Here is a 1,496-nt window from a genome sequence, read left to right as displayed (position 1 = left end):
GCGATGTCCTCTTCGAGGATCGGGCCGTGGCCGCACCACTCGCTGTTGCGCTGACCGAGGATCAGCGCGGTATCGGCGAGGCGCAGCACGTACTGCAGATGTTCGGGCGTGATGGACAGAGTGGTCATGGCGCGCTTACATGTGGTTGACTTCGTCGGGCAGCGTGTAGAACGTCGGGTGGCGATAGATCTTGTCGCCCGCCGGTTCGAACAGCTCCGCCTTCTCGTCGGGCGCCGAGGCGGTGATCGCCGAGGACGGCACCACCCAGATGCTCACGCCTTCCTGGCGGCGCGTGTAGACGTCGCGCGCCATGCGCAGCGCCATCGGCGCGTCGGCCGCGTGCAGACTGCCGCAGTGCTTGTGGTCGAGTCCCTGCTTGCTGCGCACGAACACTTCCCAGATTGGCCATTCCCTGTTCATTGCTGATCTCCTGATTCCTGTGATGTGCGGTGCCGCTCAGGCGGCGTGCTGTTGCGCGCGCTGGCGCTGCTTGTCGGCATGGGCGAGCGCGGCTTCGCGCACCCAGGCGCCGTCCGCATGGGCCTTCACGCGCGTGGCGAGGCGCTCGCGGTTGCACGGGCCGTCGCCATTGACGACGCGCCAGAACTCTGCCCAGTCGATGTCGCCATAGTCATAGTGGCCGCGCGCCGCGTTCCATTTGAGCTGCGCATCGGGCAGCGTGACGCCGAGCACCTTCGCCTGCTCGACGGTCGCGTCGACGAATTTCTGGCGCAGGTCGTCGTTGGTGATGCGCTTGATGCCCCATTGCGCCGACTGGTTGCTGTGCACCGAGTCCCTGTCGCTCGGGCCGAACATCATCAGCACCGGCCACCACCAGCGGTTCACCGCCTGCTGCACGAGCTCGCGCTGCGCGTCGGTGCCGGCCATCATCGCGAGCAGCGCGTCGAAGCCCTGGCGCTGGTGGAACGACTCTTCCTTGCAGATGCGGATCATCGCGCGGGCGTACGGCCCGTAGGTGCAGCGGCACAGCGGGATCTGGTTCATGATCGCCGCGCCGTCGACCAGCCAGCCGATCACGCCGACGTCGGCCCAGGTGGGCGTCGGGTAGTTGAAGATGCTCGAATACTTGGCCTTGCCCGCGTGCAGCGCGTCGATCAGCTGCTCGCGCGACACGCCGAGCGTTTCGGCGGCGCTATACAGATAGAGCCCGTGGCCGGCCTCGTCCTGCACCTTGGCGATCAGGATCGCCTTGCGCTTGAGGCTCGGCGCGCGCGTGATCCAGTTGCCCTCGGGCAGCATGCCGACGATCTCCGAGTGCGCGTGCTGCGAGATCTGCCGCACCAGCGTTTTGCGGTAGGCGTCGGGCATCCAGTCCTGCGGCTCGATCTTGCCGTCGGCGGCCATGACCGCGTCGAAGCGCGCCTGTTCGGGCGAATTCGCGTCCGCGTCCAGCGGGGCGACGTGGCCGGGGATATCGAGGGATTGGGTGTACATCTGCACCATCCAGAAGAAGTGGCAATGTGACGCAGTATAAA

3 protein-coding genes are annotated in these 1,496 nt (G+C 66.5%); all 3 read right to left on the bottom strand.

Features of this window, described 5'->3' with window-relative positions; genetic code table 11:
• On the bottom strand, positions 1-119 hold a 119-nt coding region (locus AB3X96_RS42375), incomplete at its 3' end, for a Phenylacetic acid catabolic protein (protein WP_368594394.1).
• Between the two features lie 16 nt (positions 120-135).
• Entirely contained in the window at positions 136-420 is a 285-nt protein-coding gene (paaB, locus tag AB3X96_RS42370; RefSeq protein ID WP_368594392.1) for a 1,2-phenylacetyl-CoA epoxidase subunit PaaB, read from the bottom strand.
• A gap of 36 nt (positions 421-456) precedes the next feature.
• Positions 457-1,455, bottom strand: coding sequence for a 1,2-phenylacetyl-CoA epoxidase subunit PaaA (gene paaA / locus AB3X96_RS42365; RefSeq protein WP_368594393.1), 999 nt, complete (start codon positions 1,453-1,455; stop codon positions 457-459).
• Positions 1,456-1,496: the final 41 nt, after the last annotated feature.

The sequence above is a fragment of the Paraburkholderia sp. BR13439 genome, from assembly GCF_040948805.1.
GTDB classification, from domain to species: Bacteria; Pseudomonadota; Gammaproteobacteria; order Burkholderiales; family Burkholderiaceae; genus Paraburkholderia; species Paraburkholderia youngii.
This window is presented reverse-complemented; position numbering and strand designations above follow the sequence as displayed.